Origin of the sequence: Sphingomonas qilianensis (assembly GCF_039614825.1) — a bacterium.
GTDB lineage: Bacteria > Pseudomonadota > Alphaproteobacteria > Sphingomonadales > Sphingomonadaceae > Sphingomonas > Sphingomonas qilianensis.
This window is the reverse complement of sequence record NZ_JBDIMF010000007.1, coordinates 80,298-96,887: the sequence shown is the minus strand read 5'-3', so window position 1 is coordinate 96,887 and position 16,590 is coordinate 80,298. Positions and strand designations below refer to the sequence as shown.

The following is a 16,590-nucleotide window of genomic DNA, read 5'->3' as shown; positions in this document are numbered from 1 at the left end:
TGGCGAACGCATGGCCCCACGCAGGGTCTTGCGGCGATATGGGATGGGGAGACGCTGTTTTTGGCTATCCGTTTAAACGTCTTTCCCCGCGGCGCGCGCACGCGCCTGCCGATGGCGTTCGCCCGTTGCAAAAGTCCGTCAATTTCTCGCGCTTTCGCTGCCCCGACCGTCTCTCAAAGGAATGATTCATGATCCAGCGTGCCGGCATCACCTTATCTATCGTGGCGTTTGCCATGACGCCTGTCGCCGCCATGGCGGCGCAGGGCGATGCCCCCGCCCCCCGCGCCAGCGCGACGATCCATGGCGATCGCCCCGGCCCGGTGATGCAGCGGCAGGTGTTCGGGCAATTCGCCGAACATCTCGGGCATGGCATTTATGACGGTATCTGGGTCGGCGAGCGATCGTCCATTCCCAACGATCGCGGCTATCGCCGCGACGTGCTCGAGGCGCTGCGCGCGATCAAGGTGCCGATGGTGCGCTGGCCCGGCGGCTGCTTCGCCGATGAATATCACTGGCGCGATGGCATCGGCCCGCGCGCCAAACGCCCGGTGAAGATCAACACCAATTGGGGCGGGGTGAACGAGGACAATGCGTTCGGCACGGACGAATTCATGGGCTTTGTCGAGCGGCTGGGCGCCGAGGCCTATGTCTCCGCCAATGTCGGCAGCGCGCCGCCCGCGGAGACGGCGCAGTGGCTGGAATATATGACCTCGCCTAATGGCTCGACGCTGGCCAAGGAGCGCGCGGCCAATGGCCATCCGGCACCGTACAAGGTGCAATATGTCGGCATCGGCAACGAATTGTGGGGCTGTGGCGGCAACATGCGCGCCGAATATGCCGCCGATCTGACCAATCGCTATGCGCAGTTCGCGAAATCGGGCGGCGGCAAGATGCTCAAGATCGCCAGCGGCCCGAGCGATGCCAATTACGGATGGACCGAGACGATGATGCGGCTGACGGGCAAGAATATCGACGGCCTGGCGCTGCATTATTACACCCGCCCACGCGACAAGGAGTGGAACGACAAGGGCGCGGCGCTGGGCTTCCCGGTGCGTGAATGGGCCAGCACGATGGCGCATACGCTGCAGATGGAGGAATTCATCACCAAGCATTCGGCGATCATGGACAAATATGATCCGGCCAAGCGCGTGATGCTGGCGGTCGACGAATGGGGCACCTGGTATGATCCCGCGCCGGGCAGCAATCCGGGCTTCCTGGTGCAGCAGAACAGCGTGCGCGATGCGGTGGTCGCCGGGCTCAACCTCAACATCTTCGCGCGGCATGCCGACCGCGTGAAGATGGCGGCGATCGCGCAGATGGTGAACGTGTTGCAGGCGATGCTGCTCACCGATGGCCCTCGTATGGTCAAGACGCCGACCTATTGGGTGTTCGATCTCTACAAGCCGTGGCAGGACGCGACCGTCTTGCCGATCGACGTGCAATCGCCCTGGTATCACCAGGACGAGGTGGCGGTGCCCGCGATCAGCGTGTCGGCGGTGCGCGATCGCGCCGGGCAGGTGCATGTCGCGCTGGTCAATCTCGACCCCAGCCGCGCCATCCCGCTGTCGGTGGCGTTGAACGGGGTCACCGCCAGCACGGTATCGGGCCGGGTGCTGACCGGCGCGACGATGGATGCGCATAACAGCTTCGAGCAGCCCGATGCGGTCAAACCGCAGCCGTTCACCGCGGCTGCGCTTTCGGGCAATACGCTGAGCGCGACGATCCCGCCGATGGCGGTGGTGGTGCTCGAGCTGCGCTGATCGGCGCGCGGGGTTAGCGGCCCATCACGCTTTGCGTATCCGCCAAGGCCAGCGCGACGAGCTGCCGCATCGTCGCGCTGGCGGCCGCCACATCACCGGCGGCGATCGCTTCATAGACAAGGACGTGATCGGGGATGGCATTGCGCGGCAACGCGCGCTGCCGCTGCTTGAACTGCGTTGTCCAGGTAACCGCCGCGCCGATCGATGCGCTGAGCACGACCAGCGCATCATTGCGCGTGGCGCGCAGGATGGCATCGTGAAACTGCCGATCGGCGGCGCGGCCGAGATCGGTGGCGAGCGAATGGCGGCGCATCGCGGCGAGCGCATCCTTCATCGCCTTGAGATCATGCCGATCGCGCGCGGCCGCGGCGATGCCGGCGGCGGCGGGCTCGATGATCAGGCGCAATTCGAACAGGCTGCGCACCAGCTGCGGATCGGGTTCGCCGGCAAAGGCCCAGGCGAGCACATCGGGATCGAGCAGGTTCCAGCGATCCCGCGGCAGCACGCGGGTGCCCGTCTTGGGGCGGCTTTCGACCAGGCCCTTGGCGATCAGCACCTGGATACCCTCACGATAGGCGCTGCGCGACACATCGAGCGATTCGGCGAACACCACTTCGCTCGACAGCGTTTCGCCGGGGGCGAATTCGCCCGACAGGATTGCCACGCCCAATTTGTGCGCGATCGCGCCGCGCAGGCGACGACCCTTGCCGCGGGGCTGGCGCAGGGCCGGTTCGGCATCGGGGGAGGCGCCGGAAACGGGCGCCATTGGCTTGGATATGTCCACCATGACGCTCTAGCAGCCACGCCCCCCGGCGGGGAAGCGTTTGCACGACGATCAGGAAAATGGTGCTGCCGGTGAGGATTGAACTCACGACCTCAGCCTTACCAAGGATGCGCTCTACCACTGAGCTACGGCAGCATTTCGCCAGAGCCTTACGGCCCGGTGCGAAGCGGCCTAAGAGCCGAGGGGGGCGACATTGTCAAGGTAAAGCGCGTGAGCAACGAAAAGAACGACAAGGCGGAGCGGCTGGCGGCGGCGCTGCGCGAGAATCTGAAGCGGCGCAAGGCGCAGAGCCGCAGCGCTGCGGAAACGCCGCCCAAGGACGACGTCCCCGAGGAGGCGCCGCCCCGGGATCGAGCGCCTAGCGAATAGGCGCGCATTTGGCGGCCAGCCAGGCTTGCTCGGCAGGGTCGAGCTGCGGCCCGAGCACCGCCACCACCCTGGCGTGATAGGCATCGAGCCAGGCGGCTTCCGACTCGCTGAGCATCTCGGGCACGATCAGGCTGCGCTCGATCGGGGCGAAGGTGAGCGTTTCGAAGCCGAGCATCCCGGCATCACCGCCCGGCGGCGTGCGCGGCTCGACCAGCACCAGATTCTCGATGCGGATACCGTACTCGCCGGCTTTGTAGTAACCAGGCTCGTTGGAAATGATCATGCCGGCGCGCAAGGGCTCGGACGGGCCGCCGCCGGGATAATTGGGCTGGGCGATGCGCTGCGGCCCTTCATGCACCGAGAGGTAAGCGCCGACGCCGTGCCCGGTGCCGTGCGCGTAATCGAGCCCGGCCTCCCATAATGGTCGGCGGGCAAAGGCATCGATCTGCCCGCCCGTGGTGCCGGGGGGGAAGATCGCGCTGGCGATGGCGATATGGCCCTGCAGCACGCGGGTGAAGCGATCGCGCATTTCCGCGGTGGGCGGACCGACGGGAGCGACGCGTGTCACATCGGTGGTGCCATCGGCATATTGGCCGCCCGAATCGACCAGATAGAGCTGCCCGGCTTCGATCGGGGCGTTCGATTCCTCGGTGACGTGGTAATGCGGCGACGCGCCGTGCGCGCCGGTGGCGGAGATCGTGTCGAACGATGTATCGAGCAGCACGCCGGTCGCCTCGCGCAGTTCCTGCAGCTTGGCGGCGGCGGAGAGCTCGGTCTGGCCACCCCTGGGCAGTTCCGCCTCGCACCAGCGCAGGAAGCGCGTGAGCGCGGCGCCATCGCGCGCCGAGGCGGCGCGGTGGCCGGCAATCTCGGCGGGGTTCTTGAGCGCCTTGGCCAGCACCACAGGATCGCGTGCGGTCATGATCGTTGCGCCGCCGGCGGAGAGCCGATCGAAGATGGCGGCGACGGCGCGGTCGGGATCGGCGGCGATGAGCTTGCCGGCATAGCCGCCGAGCGCCGTGGCGAAGTCGGCACGATCACGCACGCGCACCGCATTGCCGAGATGCTGGCGCACCGCATCGGTCACCTTGTCCGGCGCGACGAACAATTGCGCGGTGCCATCGGCATCGACGATGGCGTAGGCGAGCGCGACGGGCGTGTGCGCGACATCGGCCCCGCGGATGTTGAGCGCCCAGGCGATCGAATCGAGCGCGGTGAGCACGACCGCGTCGGCCGAATGCTCTGCCAGCCAATCGGCGATCGCGCTGCGCTTTTCGGCCGACGAAGCACCGGCGACGGTGTCGTCCTGTACGGTCAGTCTGGCGTCGGACGGCTGCGGGCGATCGGCCCAGATCGCATCGATCGGGTTGTGCGTGACGGCGACGAGCGTGGCGCCCTTCCCCGCCAGCGCGGCACCCGCCTCGCGCACCCAGGCGCTGGTATGCAACCACGGATCATACCCGATGCGGCCCCCGGCGGGCGCATGCTCGGCCAGCCAATCGGCGATGCTGACCGCGGGGACGGGCTGATACGACCAGTCCGCTGCATCGACCTGCTGGCGCACCTGCAGCGTATACCGCCCGTCGGTGAACATCGCCGCCGTCTCCGCCAGCACCGCCGCGGCGCCGGCCGAGCCCTGGAAACCGGTAAGCCAGGCAAGCCGCTGGGCATAGCCGCCGACATATTCGGACATATGCTCGTCGGTGAGCGGCACGACGAAGCCGTCGAGCCCGTCCTGGGCGAGTTGGGCGCGGAGGGCGTGGAGGCGATCGGTATAGGGGGGCATGGGGTCCTGGTCCGAAGGTTAGGCTGAGGTTGGGCCGATGGCGGGGGTTTGCCGTGCAAACGTCACGAAAGCCTCATCCTGACGCACGCGGGGACGCGCGAATGTTGACAATGTTGAGACGCTCGCGCGGTTTTCGTGTGCGCCACGGATAACGGAGAATTGCGGAATCGACATGGCGGGACGGTGGCACGGAATGAGGTTTGTAGGACAGCGGTTCTTTTCAGCGCCGACGTCCGCGCGGCCTGGGCGGGCGGAATCGCTCTCCCGATGGGCGGGATTTAGGGCAAGGGCTTCGACAAGCTCTCCTGCCACGCTAAGACGCTAGGCATGACCGACCTTACCCCGCCCATCGCCGAGACCCGCCCGCACAGCTTCACCGCGCACGGGGTTACGATCGAAGACCCCTATGCCTGGCTCAAGGATCCGAACTATCCTGAGGTCGATGACGCCGACGTGCTGGCGTATCTCGAAGCCGAGAATGCTTATTTCGAGGGGGTGATGGCGCCGCACAAGGCGCTGACCGAGCGGCTGTACGAAGAGATGAAGGCGCGGATCAAGGAGGATGACTCCTCCGTGCCGCAGAAGGATGGCGACTGGCTGTACTGGACCGCGTTCGAGACCGGCGGGCAGTATCGCAAATGGTGGCGCAAGCCGGTCGCCGGCGGGGCGGAGGAACTGATCCTCGACGAGCCGGCGCTGGCCGAGGGCAAGGAATATTTCCGGCTGGGCGCGATCGTGATCAGCGAGGATGGCACGCTGATGGCCTATTCCACCGATGCCGACGGATCGGAGCGCTACACGATCCGCTTCAAGTCGCTGGCCGAAGGCGCGCCGCTGCCTGAGGAAATCAACGGCGTTTCGGGCAAATGGGGCGCGGATTCGATCGAGGGGGCGATCGGCAATATCGTCTTCACCAGCGATGGCAGCGGCGTGCTCTACGGGCTGACCGACGAGCATTGGCGCACGCGGACGATCAAGTTCCACCGTCTCGGCACGCCGGTGACCGACGATGCGGTGATCTATTACGAGGAGGATGCGAGCTTCTCGGTCGGCGTCGACATGACCAGCAACCGGCAGTGGATCGTGCTGGCGACGGGCGGGCATGACACCAGCGAAATCTATCTGCTGCCGGCGAGCAATCCGCTGGCGACGCCATTGCTCGTCTCGCCGCGCAAGACCGGGCGCGAATATGATGTGGATGAGCATGACGGCACATTGTTCATCCACACCAACGACGTGGATCCGAACTTCCGGCTGTGCACCGCGCCGATCACGACGCCGGGCGAATGGAGCGAATTGATCGCGCCATCGGCGCATTTCTACATGACCGGAATCGAGTGCTTCAAAGACTTCTTCATCGTCGATGGGCGCGAGGATGGTTTGGATCAGATCGAGATCCGGCGGTATGACAGCCCGCAAGAGGCGCAGCGCATCGTCTTTCCCGAGGCGAGCTATGACGCCGGCCTTGGCAACAATCCCGAATATGACATGGCAGTCCTGCGCGTCGGCTATGAGTCGATGGTCACGCCAGGGACGGAATATGATTACGATGTGGCGACGGGCACGCTGACCACGCTGAAGGTGCAGGAGATTCCCAGCGGGTACGACGCCGAGAAGTATCGCACCGAGCGGCTCAAGATCGTGGCGCGCGACGGCACCGAAGTGCCGGTATCGATCGTGTACCCGAAGGATTTCCCGCGTGACGGGTCGGCGCCGTTGTCCCTCTATGCGTATGGCGCTTACGGCTACGCCATTCCGCCGGGCTTCTCGACCGGGCGGCTCTCGCTGCTCGATCGCGGTTTCGCTTATGCCATCGCGCATATCCGCGGCGGCGACGATCTCGGGCAGCAATGGTATCTCGACGGCAAGCTCGAGAAACGCGCCAATACATTCAACGATTTCGTCGATGTGGCGAAGGGGTTGATCGCGGATGGCTGGACCAGCGCGGGCAAGATCGCGATCGCCGGGCGATCGGCGGGGGGCGAGCTGATGGGCGCGGTGGTCAATTCCGATCCTGAACTATGGGGCGCGGTGATCGCCGATGTGCCGTTCGTCGATGTGCTGAACACGATGCTGGACGCGGATCTGCCGCTGACGCCGGGCGAATGGCCCGAATGGGGCAATCCGATCGAGGACAAAGCGGCGTTCGAGCTGATCCGGAGCTATTCGCCCTATGACCAGGTGCGCGCGCAGGACTATCCGCCGCTGTTCATCAGCGGCGGGCTCAACGATCCGCGCGTGACCTATTGGGAACCGGCGAAATGGGCGGCGAAGCTGCGCGCCACCAAGACGGACGATAACGTGCTGCTGCTCAAGACCAATATGGGCGCGGGGCATGGCGGGAAGTCGGGACGGTTCGAGAGCCTGCGCGAGGCGGCGGAGGAGCACGCCTTCGTGCTGTGGCAGCTGGGGGTGGAGGGGTGATCGTCATTCCGTCATGCCGGACCTGGTCCGGCATCCAACCCTCCACCCGAGCAACGATAATTGCATTTGCGGCGCGTTGGACCCCGGACCAAGTCCGGGGTGACGGCGATGGTCTTAGGGCGTGACCCGCTTCTCGCAGACGATCACCGCGCAGCCCGAGGACATTGACGAGCTCGGCCATGTCAACAATGCCGTGTGGGTGCGCTGGATCCAGGAGATCGCGGTGGCGCATTGGGCGGCGGTAGCGTCGGCGGTGGATCAGGCGGCCTATGTGTGGGTCGTGACGCGGCACGAGATCGATTATCGCGGCAATGTGCGCGAGGGCGAGACGGTGACGGGGGAGACCTGGGTGCCCGAACCGCCCACGGGCGCGCGGTTCAACCGGCATATCCGGTTTCTCGGCGCCGACGGGAAGGTCAAGGTGCAGGCGGTGACGACCTGGGCGATGCTGGATCGCGCGACGGGGCGGCTGGTGCGCGTGCGGCCGGAGATAGCGGCGCCGTTTCTGGGCGCTTGAAGAAAGTTTGTTCGCGCAGAGGCGCGGAGGACACGGAGAAGAAGAGAGTTAAGGCGATCGAAGATCGCAAGACATCCACTGCCGGGCCCCCGTCGCTGCCGCCGATGCAATCATCTCTGCGTCCTCCGCGGCTCTGCGCGAACCAACCACTTAGCCGCTGTTGCGCAGCGCGGTGGCGATGGCGTTGATCGAGAGGAGGATGCCTTCGCCGATGCGCGCATCTTCGTCGCCGGCGCGGCGGCGCTTGATCAGTTCGATCTGCAGCAGGTTGAGCGGCTCGATATAGGGCAGGCGCAGGCGGATCGAGGCATCGAGCGCGGGATGCTTTTCGAGCAGGCGCGACTGGCCGGTGGCGGCGAGCAGGCCGTCATGCGCCTGATGCCAGCCCGCTTTGATCTGGCCGAAGAGGAGATCGCGGAGCGCCGGATCCTCGACCAGGCCAGCGTAGCGCGCGGCGATGCCCATATCGGATTTGGCGATCACCTGCTCCATATTGGCGAGACTGGCGGCGAAAAACGGCCAGTTTTCGGCCATTTCGCGCAGCAGCGCCTTGTCGGGGAAAGCCGCGAGCGCCTGCCCGACACCGTACCAGCCGGGCAGCATGACGCGCGCCTGCGCCCAGCTGAACACCCAGGGAATGGCGCGCAGATCCTCGATCCGGTCGCTCTTGGTGCGGCTGGCGGGGCGGCTGCCGATGTTGAGCCCGGCGATCTCGGTGAGCGGCGTCATCTGGCGGAAGAAGGTGCGGAAGCCCGCCGCGTGGTCGCCATAGACGAGGCCGCGATAGGCGCGGAACGCGCTGTCGGAGAGCGTGGTCATGGCCGCGCCGAAACGCTTGGTGTCGGCGGGGGAGAGCCGGTCTGGCTCGAGGCTGGCGAGCAGGGTGGCGGACGCCATCGCCTCCAGATTGGTTATCGCGGCATCGCGCGTGCCGTATTTGCCGGCGATCACTTCGCCCTGCTCGGTGATGCGGATGCGGCCCTGCACCGTGCCCGGCGGCTGCGCGCGGATCGCGGCGAAGCTGGAGCCGCCGCCGCGCCCGACCGCGCCGCCGCGGCCGTGGAAGAGCTGCATGCCGATGCCGGCTTCCTCGAACACGGGTTTCAATGCGGTGGAGGCGACGCTCAGCGACCAGGTGGAGGTGAGATAGCCGCCATCCTTGTTGCTGTCGGAATAACCGATCATCACTTCCTGATAGCCGCGTGCCGACGCGATGGCGGCTATTTCGGGTAGCGCGAACCATTCGGCCATGATCGCGGGGGCGGCCTCGAGATCGCCGATCGTTTCGAACAAGGGCACGGCCATGATCGCGGCGCTGGGGCTGTCCCCCTCGGTGGAATGGGGCCGGTAGAGGCCGAATTCCTTGAGCAGCAGGTTGATTTCGAGCAGATCGGAGACCGATTGCGCCATCGAGACGATGTAATTGACGATGCAACCCCGGCCATATTTTGCATGCGCTTCGGCGGCGGCGCGGACGATGGCGAGTTCGCTGGTGGTTTCCTCAGAATAGGTCGCAAAGCTGCTGGTCAGGGGCCGCGCGCTGGACAGTTCGGCGCGGAGCAGACGCACGCGCGCGGGTTCGTCGAGCGCGAGATACGCCGGCTCGACGCCGGCGACCTTGAGCAATTCGGCGACGACGCGTTCGTGCACCGCGCTGTTCTGGCGCAGATCGAGCGTGGCGAGATGGAAGCCGAACGTCTCGACCGCGCGGATCAGCCGGCCGAGCGCGCCGCTCGACGCGAGCGCGCCGCCATCATGGCGCAGCGCGCGCGCGATGATCACGAGATCGTCGCGCAGCGCTTGCGGATCGGGATAGGGCGCGCCTTTAAGCGTCGCGGGGCGCGGCGCGGGCTTGCCGGTGAGCACGACATGCGTGGCGGCGAGGCGGGCATAGACGCCGCTCAGCGCGCGGCGATAGGGCTCGTCGCTGCGGCTGGCGGCGGTGTCGCCGCTCGCTTCGGCCAGCGCGCGGACCTCGGCATCGGCCTCGGCAATATCGGTTGAGATCGACAATTCGGCGCCCAAGGCGTTCACCGCATCGAGATAATAATCGAGCACCGCTTCGCTGGCCTTGGCCAAAGCGGCGCGCAAGGAGTCCGCAGTGACGAAGGGATTGCCATCGCGATCGCCGCCGATCCAGCTGCCGGGCTTGAGGAAGCTTGGCGCGCGCTGCCCCAGCGCGCGATCCCAGCGCTGGTACAATGCGGGTACGGCGGGGAGGAACACGTCGCGCAGATAGCTGAGCGCGGTTTCGACCTCGTCGGCGACGTACAGCCGCTCGCGGCGCAGCACGCGCGTCTGCCACAGCAACGCGATCTGGCGCAGGATCGCTTCGTCGATCTTGTCGCCGTCCGGGGTTTCCTCCAGCCCCTTGTCGCGCAGCGCCATCAGCGCGGCGATATGATTGCGATGATCGATCATCGATTTGCGGCGCACTTCGGTGGGGTGCGCGGTGAGCACCGGGGCGATCAGCGCATGATCGAGCAAGTGCATCACCGCCGCCGTGTCGATGCCTTCGGCGGCGAGCCGTTCGAGCGCGGTTTCCAGCGTCGCGTCATGCTCGACGGCGATGCCCTGGCGATCCTCCGCCAGATTGGCGAGCATCGAGAACAGCATGAAGCCGCGGACGAAATCGAGCGTCTCATCGATATCGAGCCGATCGAGCCCGAGATCGGCGATGCCATTGGCGCCCCCGGTATTGGCGCGGTGGCGATCGACCGAGGCGGCGCGGATATATTCGGTGCGCTCGAACAGTTTGGCGCCGCCATAATCGCGGATCACATCGCCGAGCAATTTGCCCAGGAAGCGGATGTCGGGATTGTTCGTAATCGTGGGAAGATCGGCCATGGCATCATGCTGCGCTGCGGCATGGGGCGGGTCAACCGGCGACATGGTCAGGGACGCGCTTTTCCGCTCTCGGTCGGCGGGGCCAGGGGGCGACCCCAGCCCGCCTTGCGTTCGGCGGTAGTGAGGATCTGATCCTTGTCGGTATCGGCGGCGGCAAAGCGGGCGAGCTCGGCCGCCTCGAATTCCTCGCGCGAGGCGACGCCGTCCTTGTTGGTATCCCAGCGCGCCAGCCGCTCGGGCAGCTTGGGGAAATCGGCAGCGTCCAACGTGCCGCTATGATCGCGATCGATGCGATTGAAGCGCCGGCCGAGCGCCGCGGTATAATCCTTGAGCGATTGCGCGGTGGGAGGGCGGAAATCGAAGTTGCCGGCATCGCCATCCAGCGCGTCCTTTTCCGGTCCCGAACAGGCGGTGAGCGCGAGGGCAAGGATGGGCAACAGACGCATGATGGTTCCTCAGGATACGCGTGACACAACGAAGCGTTGTAGTCGCCCGCCTGCCCGTGCCGCGCAAGCCCTGCTTACGCCTCCAGCTCGACATCCCAATACAGCCAGTCATGCCAGGTATCGTGCAGATAATTGGGCGGGAAGCGCCGGCCGTGTTCGTGCATCTGCCAACTGGTCGGGCGGATCGCGGCGATATGCAGCGGCATGCCGGCCTGTTTGGGGGTGCGCCCGCCCTTCTTGAGATTGCACGGCGCGCAGGCGGTGGCGACGTTTTCCCAGGTGGTGCGGCCGCCCTGCGCGCGGGGAATGATGTGATCGAAGGTCAGATCATGCCCGCTGCCGCAATATTGGCAGCTGAACGTATCGCGCAAAAACACGTTGAAGCGCGTGAAGGCGGGAAAGGCGGAAGGCCGCACATAGGATTTGAGCGCGATCACCGAGGGCAGCTTGATCCGCTGCGTCGGGCTGCGCACCTCGCGCTGATATTCGGCGACGATATCGACACGATCGAGGAACACCGCCTTGATTGCGGTCTGCCACGGCCACACGGACAAGGGGTAATAGCTCAAGGGAGTATAATCGGCGTTCAACACCAGAGCAGGGCAGCCATCGGGATGCCTAATCAGATCGGGATGGTACATAACCCCCTTTCACGCTGCTGTGCTTCCTTGACGGCGCTGTTGCCGATCCGGATGACGCTGTCATGACAGCACGGCAGATGACTCACGGTCAAGGGAAACAGGTGGTGACCCGTTTCGCGCCGAGCCCGACCGGGCGGCTGCACCTGGGCCATGCCTATTCCGCGCTGCAGGCGCAGGATCGCGCGCGCGCCAGCGGCGGCCGGTTTCTGCTGCGCATCGAGGATATCGACGGCACGCGCTCGCGCCCCGAGCATGTCGAAGGAATCGTGGAAGATTTGCGCTGGCTGGGGCTCGATTGGGACGATGACATGCTGATCCAGTCGACCCGGCTCGATGCCTATCAGGCCGCGCTCGATCGGCTGGGCGGGCTGGGGCTGCTCTATCGCTGTTATTGCACGCGCGCGGAAATCGCGCAGAGCCTGTCCGCGCCGCACGGGGCGGTCGCGGTGTATCCCGGGACATGCCGTGGCGCCGCGCCGCGCCCGGATGCGCCGCATGCCTGGCGGATCGACATGGCCAAGGCGGTGGCGCTCGCGGCATTGGACGGGGGGCCGCACGACTGGTGCGACGAGATCGCCGGCGTGCAACGCGCCGATCCGCTCGCGCACGGCGATGTCGTGCTGGCGCGCAAGGATGCGCCGGCAAGCTATCATCTGGCGGTCGTGATCGACGATGCGTTTCAGGGCGTGACGCATATCGTGCGCGGGGAGGATCTGCGCGCGGCGACCGATGTGCATCGGCTGTTGCAGCATCTGCTGGCGTTACCGACGCCGGTGTATCGCCATCATGCGCTGTTGCGGGGCGCGGATGGCGTGCGGCTGGCCAAGCGCAACGACGCGCCGACGCTGGCGTCGCTGCGCGATGCCGGGGTGGACGGAAGGGCGTTGGCCGACGACCTGCGCGCCGGGCGGCTGCCCATTGGCTTTCGCCTGCCGGATGCCTAGATTAGCGGCATGACCACTTTTCTTGCCATCCTGCTTGTCGCCGCGATGATCGCGGTGGTTGTCGTGTTCGTGCGCGGGCTCGTCCTGTTCCTCGCCAATGCGACGGAAGAGGCGAAAAACGGCAGCAGCCTGAGCGGGCCGAGCGCATCGGCGCTCAAATCGAACAAGATGATGCAATATCGCATCTTTTTTCAGGCGATCGCGATCCTGATCGTGGTGCTGATCCTGTTCATGGCCGGCGGCAAATAAGCCGCAGCCGGTGGTCAAGCTTACCAAGATTTACACGCGCACCGGCGATGACGGCACGACCGGGCTGGTCGATGGATCACGCGTGGCAAAGACCGATGCGCGGATGGCGGCGATCGGCGATGTCGACGAGGCCAACAGCGCGATCGGCGTGGCGATCGTCGCGCTGGGCGGCGGTGATCTCGCCGCGGCGCTGACGCGAATCCAGAATGATCTGTTCGATCTGGGCGCCGATCTGGCGACACCGGGCGAGGATTTTGCGCCGTCCGACATGACCTTGCGCGTCGTGCCCCAGCAGGTGGCGCGACTGGAGACGGAAATCGACGCGATGAACGCGCAGATGCCGCCGCTTACCAGCTTCATCCTGCCCGGTGGCACGCCCGGGGCGGCGGCCGTGCATCTGGCGCGCGCGATCGTGCGGCGGGCGGAGCGCGCCGGCGTGGCGGCCGCGGCGGGCGTGGCGGTTAATCCGCTGGCGCTGGCCTATCTCAACCGCCTGTCGGATTATCTGTTCGTTGCCGCGCGATTCGTGAACCAAAAGGCGGGTGGTGACGTTTTGTGGGTGCCCGGCGCGTCCCGCTAAAGGGTACGGACCCGATCGATTGATGCCGCGGCCGTTCTCGATTATGGAGAACATAATGCGAACGATCCCGAACCCCGATCGACCCCAGTCGCCGCTTGCCGAACGTTTCGCGCGGGTGCGCGATTTGAGCGTCGCGCTGGTGGCGCCATTGTCGGATGCCGACGCCACGGTGCAGTCGATGGACGATGCTTCACCGGCCAAATGGCATCTCGCGCACACCACCTGGTTTCTCGAAACGTTTATCCTGCGCGATTTCGTGCATGGTTATGCGTTGCACGACGATCGCTTCCCGTTCCTGTTCAACAGCTATTACGAAGCCGAAGGGCGCCGGCACGCGCGCGGGCGGCGCGGCATGGTCACGCGGCCGACGCTGGACGAGGTGCTGGCCTATCGCCGGCGTGTCGATGCGGCGCTGCTGGCGGCCCTGCCCCGCCTGCCCGAAGCGGCGTTGGACCTGATCACGCTGGGCTGCCATCACGAGGAACAGCATCAGGAATTGCTGATCACTGATATCCTGCATCTGATGTCGGAAAATCCGCTCGAGCCGGCGATCTGGCCGGCGGCGCGCAAGGTGCCGGTGGAGATGCCGGGGCCGATCGGTTGGATCGCGGGCCAGGCGGGGATCGCCGAGATCGGCTTCCAAGGAGAAGGCTTTTCCTTCGATTGCGAGGGGCCGCGGCATCAGACCCTGCTCAGCCCGCATGCCATCGCCGATCGCACGGTGACCAACGGCGAATGGGCCGCGTTTATTGCCGCCGGCGGCTATGCCGAGCCGCGGCACTGGCTGGCGGATGGCTGGGCGTGGGTGCAGACGCAGGGCATTACCGCGCCGCTTTACTGGGAAGAGCGGGACGGCGGCTGGACGCGCTTCGGGCTGGATGGGCGGCGCGCGATCGATCCCGCTGCGCCGGTGACGCATGTCAGCTTCTACGAAGCGGATGCCTATGCCGCCTGGGCGGGCGTACGCTTGCCGACCGAGATGGAATGGGAGGCCGCCGCCGCACCGCATGATGCGGCCGGGGGCAACCAGCTGGACACGGCCGGGCCGATCGAGCCGCGCCCGTCGGCGGGCGGGCCGGCATTTTTCGGCGATGTGTGGGAATGGACCGGCAGCGCCTATCGCCCCTATCCGGGGTTCACCCCGGTGGCCGGCGCGGTGGGCGAATATAACGGCAAGTTCATGTCCGGGCAGTGTGTGCTGCGTGGCGGCTCGTGCGCCACGCCGCGCGGCCATGCCCGGGCGAGCTACCGTAACTTCTTTTATCCGCACCAGCGCTGGCAATTCACCGGCGTGCGCCTGGCGAAAGATCTCTGACATGCTGAAGCAGGAAATCGAAGACGGCGACGCATCGCTGTCCGATCCGGCGTTCCGCGCCGATGTGCTGCGCGGCTTCGGCTTGCGGCCGCGCGCGATCCCGGCGCGGTGGTTCTATGATCGCCGCGGATCGGAACTGTTCGAGGCGATCACCGACCTGCCCGAATATTATCCCACCCGCACCGAGACGGCGATCCTGCGCAGTGCCTGCCCCGAGGTGGCGACACTGGCCGGCGCCGGGCGCGTGGTGGTCGAGTTCGGGTCGGGCTCGTCCACCAAGACGCCGATCCTGCTGAGCGCGGTGGCGCCGGCGGCCTATGTGCCGATCGATATTTCGGGCGATTTCCTGCGCGATTCCTCGGCGCAATTGGCGTCCGCTTTTCCCGGGCTGCCGGTGCTGCCGGTCGAGGCGGATTTCATGCGCCCGATCGCGCTGCCGCCGCAGGTCGCGGATCTGCCCAAGCTGGGTTTCTTCCCCGGCTCGACGATCGGCAACATGATCCCGCATGCGGCGACCGATCTGCTGCGCGCGATGAAGGCGTCGCTGGGCGCCAAAGAATCCGGGGGCGCGATGCTGCTGATCGGGATGGACCGGATCAAGGACGCCGCGGTGCTGACCGCGGCCTATGACGATGCGCAGGGCGTGACCGCGGCGTTCAACCTCAATCTGCTCGAGCGGATCAATCGCGAACTCGACGGGACGATCCCGATCGATAAATTCCGTCATCGTGCGGTGTGGAACGATGATCGCGCGCGGATCGAGATGCATCTCGAAGCGCTGGAGGACGTGTCGTTCACGATCGAGGGGCGCGGCTTTGCCATGGCGGCGGGGGAGACGATCCACACCGAGAACAGCCACAAGTTCGGGCCGCGCGATGCACGCATCCTGCTGCGCGCCGGGGGCTGGACGCCGATCGCCGAATGGACTGACCCGCAAGGTCTGTTCGCGGTGATCCTGGCCGAAGCGCAGGCACCGCGGCTGGCGCCGTAAGCCATGGACTTGCCCGCGCCCGACGCCTTAAGGCGCGCGAATAAGGAGAGTCAGATGCAGAATATTGGGGTGATCGGCGCAGGCCAGATGGGCGCGGGGATCGCGCAGGTATCGGCGCAGGCGGGCTATCATGTGCTGCTCAGCGACGTCTCGCTGGAGCGCGCCGCGGCGGGCAAGGCGGGCATTGCCAAGCAGCTCGATCGGCTGGTGAGCAAGGAGAAGATCACGGCGGACGCGCGCGATGCTGCGCTGGCGGGAATCGAACCGGTCGAAAGCGTCGCGGCGATGGGCGGCTGCGCGCTGGTGATCGAGGCCGCGACCGAGCGCGAGGAGATCAAGCGCAAGATCTTCGCCGATGTCGGGCAGGTGCTGGGCGCGGACGCGGTGCTGGCGTCGAACACCTCGTCGATCCCGATCACGCGCCTCGCCCAGGCGGCGCCCGATGCGGCGCGCTTTGTCGGCGTGCATTTCTTCAATCCGGTGCCGGTGATGGGGCTGATCGAGCTGATCCGCGGGCTGGCGACCTCCGATGCGACGGTGGCGACGGTCGAAGCCTATGCGCAGCAGCTGGGCAAGAAAGTGGTGCGCGCCAACGATGCGCCGGGCTTTATCGTCAATCGCGTGCTGATGCCGATGATCAACGAGGCGTGCTTTGCGCTCGGCGAAGGCGTGGCGACGATGACCGATATCGATCTGGCCTGCCAGCTGGGGCTGAACCACCCGATGGGGCCGCTCACGCTGGCCGATTTCATCGGGCTCGATACGTGCCTGGAGATCACCCGCGTGCTGTTCGAGGGGACGGGCGACCCCAAATTCCGCCCTGCGCCGGTGCTCGTCAAATATGTCGAAGCGGGCTGGTTCGGCCGCAAGAGCGGGCGTGGCTTCTACGATTATTCGGGCGCGGAGCCGGTGCCGACGCGCTAGCGCCGGCGATCCT

15 protein-coding genes and 1 tRNA gene are annotated in these 16,590 nt (G+C 66.2%); 10 read left to right on the top strand and 6 right to left on the bottom strand.

The annotated features are described in order from the left end of the window. Positions 1-188 precede the first annotated feature (188 nt). Positions 189-1,760: an alpha-N-arabinofuranosidase gene (locus ABC969_RS14985; RefSeq protein WP_380807610.1), complete on the top strand. Its 1,572-nt coding sequence runs from the start codon at positions 189-191 to the stop codon at positions 1,758-1,760. Positions 1,761-1,773: 13 nt separating this feature from the next. On the opposite strand, the gene ABC969_RS14980 is transcribed toward ABC969_RS14985, so the two are convergent. Together ABC969_RS14980 and ABC969_RS14975 are read right to left on the bottom strand one after the other, a co-directional pair. Continuing rightward, positions 1,774-2,526: a FadR/GntR family transcriptional regulator gene (locus ABC969_RS14980; protein WP_345866082.1), complete on the bottom strand. Its 753-nt coding sequence runs from the start codon at positions 2,524-2,526 to the stop codon at positions 1,774-1,776. A gap of 78 nt (positions 2,527-2,604) precedes the next feature. Then, positions 2,605-2,679 (bottom strand) — tRNA-Thr (locus ABC969_RS14975). Positions 2,680-2,754: 75 nt separating this feature from the next. Between ABC969_RS14975 and ABC969_RS14970 the strand changes: the two genes are divergently transcribed. Continuing rightward, complete coding sequence (locus ABC969_RS14970) at positions 2,755-2,913, top strand: hypothetical protein (RefSeq protein WP_345865963.1); 159 nt, start codon at positions 2,755-2,757, stop codon at positions 2,911-2,913. Here ABC969_RS14970 and ABC969_RS14965 read toward each other — a convergent pair. Beyond that, a complete protein-coding gene (locus ABC969_RS14965) occupies positions 2,903-4,699 on the bottom strand; it encodes an aminopeptidase P family protein (protein WP_345865962.1) in 1,797 nt (598 codons plus the stop codon). The genes ABC969_RS14970 and ABC969_RS14965 overlap by 11 nt on opposite strands. Before the next feature lie 327 nt (positions 4,700-5,026). On the opposite strand from ABC969_RS14965, the gene ABC969_RS14960 reads away from it, so the two are divergent. Beyond that, a complete protein-coding gene (locus ABC969_RS14960; RefSeq protein ID WP_345865961.1) occupies positions 5,027-7,123 on the top strand; it encodes a S9 family peptidase in 2,097 nt (698 codons plus the stop codon). A gap of 121 nt (positions 7,124-7,244) precedes the next feature. Then, positions 7,245-7,640, top strand: a complete 396-nt coding sequence (locus ABC969_RS14955; protein ID WP_345865960.1) for an acyl-CoA thioesterase — start codon at positions 7,245-7,247, stop codon at positions 7,638-7,640. 150 nt (positions 7,641-7,790) lie between these two features. Here the strand turns inward: ABC969_RS14955 and ppc are convergent, their stop codons facing one another. The 3 genes from ppc to ABC969_RS14940 all read right to left on the bottom strand — a co-directional run bounded on the left by ppc (position 7,791) and on the right by ABC969_RS14940 (position 11,574). Continuing rightward, complete coding sequence (gene ppc / locus ABC969_RS14950; RefSeq protein WP_345865959.1) at positions 7,791-10,487, bottom strand: phosphoenolpyruvate carboxylase; 2,697 nt, start codon at positions 10,485-10,487, stop codon at positions 7,791-7,793. A 47-nt stretch (positions 10,488-10,534) separates the two neighbouring features. Beyond that, a complete protein-coding gene (locus tag ABC969_RS14945; protein WP_345865958.1) occupies positions 10,535-10,933 on the bottom strand; it encodes an EF-hand domain-containing protein in 399 nt (132 codons plus the stop codon). Between the two features lie 74 nt (positions 10,934-11,007). Next, on the bottom strand, positions 11,008-11,574 hold the full coding sequence (locus ABC969_RS14940; protein WP_345865957.1) for an HNH endonuclease: 567 nt from the start codon (positions 11,572-11,574) through the stop codon (positions 11,008-11,010). A gap of 77 nt (positions 11,575-11,651) precedes the next feature. On the opposite strand from ABC969_RS14940, the gene gluQRS reads away from it, so the two are divergent. The 6 genes from gluQRS to ABC969_RS14910 are packed head-to-tail and all read left to right on the top strand — an operon-like array spanning position 11,652 to position 16,577. Next, positions 11,652-12,518 carry a tRNA glutamyl-Q(34) synthetase GluQRS gene (gene gluQRS, locus ABC969_RS14935; RefSeq protein WP_345865956.1) on the top strand — a complete coding sequence of 289 codons (867 nt, stop codon included), beginning with the start codon at positions 11,652-11,654 and terminating at the stop codon, positions 12,516-12,518. 9 nt (positions 12,519-12,527) lie between these two features. Next, the gene (locus tag ABC969_RS14930) at positions 12,528-12,767 is read left to right on the top strand and encodes a twin transmembrane helix small protein (protein ID WP_345865955.1); all 240 of its coding nucleotides are present in this window, start codon (positions 12,528-12,530) and stop codon (positions 12,765-12,767) included. A 10-nt stretch (positions 12,768-12,777) separates the two neighbouring features. Beyond that, the gene (locus ABC969_RS14925) at positions 12,778-13,347 is read left to right on the top strand and encodes a cob(I)yrinic acid a,c-diamide adenosyltransferase (protein ID WP_345865954.1); all 570 of its coding nucleotides are present in this window, start codon (positions 12,778-12,780) and stop codon (positions 13,345-13,347) included. 55 nt (positions 13,348-13,402) lie between these two features. Next, positions 13,403-14,662, top strand: coding sequence for an ergothioneine biosynthesis protein EgtB (gene egtB / locus ABC969_RS14920; RefSeq protein ID WP_345865953.1), 1,260 nt, complete (start codon positions 13,403-13,405; stop codon positions 14,660-14,662). Between the two features lies 1 nt (position 14,663). Then, the gene (egtD, locus tag ABC969_RS14915) at positions 14,664-15,653 is read left to right on the top strand and encodes an L-histidine N(alpha)-methyltransferase (RefSeq protein ID WP_345865952.1); all 990 of its coding nucleotides are present in this window, start codon (positions 14,664-14,666) and stop codon (positions 15,651-15,653) included. Between the two features lie 54 nt (positions 15,654-15,707). After that, positions 15,708-16,577 carry a 3-hydroxyacyl-CoA dehydrogenase NAD-binding domain-containing protein gene (locus ABC969_RS14910; RefSeq protein ID WP_345865951.1) on the top strand — a complete coding sequence of 290 codons (870 nt, stop codon included), beginning with the start codon at positions 15,708-15,710 and terminating at the stop codon, positions 16,575-16,577. Positions 16,578-16,590: the final 13 nt, after the last annotated feature.